The sequence below is a fragment of the uncultured Nostoc sp. genome, assembly GCF_964245575.1.
In the GTDB taxonomy this organism is placed as follows: domain Bacteria; phylum Cyanobacteriota; class Cyanobacteriia; order Cyanobacteriales; family Nostocaceae; genus Nostoc.
This window is the reverse complement of sequence record NZ_CAXTNP010000510.1, coordinates 1-2,736: the sequence shown is the minus strand read 5'-3', so window position 1 is coordinate 2,736 and position 2,736 is coordinate 1. Positions and strand designations below refer to the sequence as shown.

The following is a 2,736-nucleotide window of genomic DNA, read 5'->3' as shown; positions in this document are numbered from 1 at the left end:
CCAAACAGAATTTAATTGCGATCTTTGCCATTCGATTCTGTTGGAAGTACTGGCAAATCTCTGGAAGAACAAGTTGCCATTTTTTTATCCTCAATGATTCATTTGTTAAGTTTAGTATAGCTGTTTATAACTAGACTTATTTCTGTCTCTGGGTACAAACCACAGGCACTTCTTCAGGACGATTATCAGAAACGTATTTTTTTAGACAAATCCACCTTGAGAGGGTGACCAAAAATAAATATGTAAATAAATGTAAAGAACTTACAAAAGAACTATATTAAAACAGAATCAATCGCTACAAATAAGCAATTGAAAAGTAAAAATTAGTTATACATAATTAAAATTAAGATTAGGTAGTAATTTGATTAAGATTCTCACCGAAGGATAAAAAAAGTTATATCTTTCGCTGGATACACTTTTCAATCTTTAGAGAGATGCTTTAAGCAGCTAAATTCCACGATTCTGAGCTAAAGAGTTAGGTATTGCCATACGTACAAACATAAATACTAAGAGTTGCTTCTCAAGAAAATCTTAATTCCCCAAATTTAAACCCTAGAAGAAGGAAATACAATGTTCCAAAGTACGGAAATCATGCTGGGACTGTACAAACCACTATTGTGGTTGGCACAGGTTCCAGTAGAATCCTCAAACGTCACGCCAGCACAGGCATCGGCTCTCATTTCCGGGCCGCACTTTTTTGTAGCTTTAATCTCCGGCGTGATCTTAGCCTTTGCTTTCCAATTAGTTCTAACTAATCTCTCCCTTGCAGCCGGTATTTCCTACCTGGGGCACTCATCTGACTCGGATTCAGATAGTGGGGAAGCCGGAAGTTTGGGCGGTAACATTCGCAAAATTGGCACAGCAGTGGGGATTTGGACATTAGTCACTGTGACGATCGCCTTATTAATCGCTTGTTTTCTCGCGGTGAAATTGAGCCAGGAAATCTTTAGCCCAGGATTGGGAGCGATTCTCGGTTTGGTAATTTGGGGTGCTTACTTTTTACTCCTCGTCTGGGTAAGTTCCACCACCGTAGGTTCCTTAATTGGTTCAGTCGTCAATACGGCAACTTCCGGTTTTCAGGCGATTATGGGCACAGCCACCGCCGCACTGGGCGCAAAGGCTGTCAATAACCAAGTTGTAGCAACAGCTGAAGCCGCCGCCGCCGCCGTCCGCCGGGAACTAGGAAGCGCCATCGACCCTGGAAGTATCCGCGAGAATATAGAAGATTATTTAGACAAGCTGCGTCCTCCAGAGCTAGATTTGTCAAAGATTCGGGGCGACTTTGAAAATTTACTCAACGATCCGCAATTAAAAGCGATCGCGGGGACTCCAGATATTCGCAACATCGACCGCCAGAAGTTTATCGAGTTAGTCAGCAGTCGCACCGACCTTTCCAAAAAAGACGTTAGCCGCATTGCTGATACGTTGTATAAAGTTTGGCAACAGGTAGTGAGCCAGCAATCACCCACCCAAGACCGTCTGGGTGAGTTAATGGATTATCTGAAATCACTTCCAGCAGGACAAAACAAGACAGATGAACTCAACGCCAAGCTAGATCGGTTACTAGCAGAAAAGGGTGACTCTAAAGAAGCTGACCAAAAGGCAGCATCTGGGCCAATTCAAAGTACAATCCAGCAAGGACTATCCGCCTTAACCGCCACTGTGCTAGGACGGGCAGATTTGCCTGATTTGGATGTGGAAAAAATCTTGCGTAGTCTCACCACCGCCAAAGATAAAGTCACCCAACAAGCAGATAAGCTAGGGTTGCCAACACCATCAGAACCCTATAGCCCAATTCGATCTGATGTCGAAAACTACCTACACAACACTTATGCTTGGCAACTAAGCCAGGAAAAAATCGCCCAGGAATTTCGTGATGTCCTCTACGACCCAGCAGCCGACCCGGGAATAGTCCGTAGGGAACTAGAACGACTATCCCGTAACGATTTCGCCAATATCTTGCAACAACGCGGACTCCTTACCCAAGCCCAAATTCGGCGCATTGCAGATCAGTTAGAAACTGTCCGCAAAGATATGCTAGTGATAGTTACAGGTATTGAAGAAAGAGAGATAGTCCAAGACTTGCAACGGGCAGTGGAAAGTTATCTGCTGGTTACTCCGAAAGCAGATTTGACAGCAGAAGGCATTGAGCAGAATTTCAAACCACTGGTGCAAGACCCAGATGCAGATTATGAAAATCTGACATTGCGGCTAGCCCACCTTGATCGTCAGGAAATGCGGTCGATATTGCTGCAACGTAATGATGTCCAGCTATATGAAGTAGATAGCATTCTCGACGAGTTGGAAAAACAACGCGATCGCGTCTTGGTAGAATCCAAAGGGCTAGCAGAACAAGCACAATATCAAGCAGAAACCCTGTGGCTGAATGTAGAATCATATCTGCGTAATACAGGGAAATCAGAACTGAATCCTGATACCATCCGCGCAGAGTTCAAAAAGCTACTGGAAGATCCTCAAGCTGGAATTAGCTCAATTCGGGCGCGGTTGTCTCGCTTTGACCGCGATACCTTGGTGCAATTGTTGAGTCAGCGCGAAGATTTGAGTGAAGATCAAGTTAATCAAATTATCAATACTGCTGAGGAGTCGTGGCATAACATTCGCCACACACCCCAAGCTGTAGTCGATAAAGCCAAAGAGCAATACGACTCTGTTACTACCACGATCGCAGATTACCTGCGGAATACTGGTAAACAAGAACTGAATCCAGAAGGTATC

At 44.2% G+C, this 2,736-nt stretch carries 1 protein-coding gene; it reads left to right on the top strand.

All coding sequences use genetic code 11. The features are described 5' to 3' along the window. Nucleotides 1-570: 570 nt before the first annotated feature. A partial coding sequence (locus tag ACFFAP_RS37790) for an MFS transporter (RefSeq protein ID WP_375515998.1) occupies nt 571-2,736 on the top strand: 2,166 nt, incomplete at its 3' end.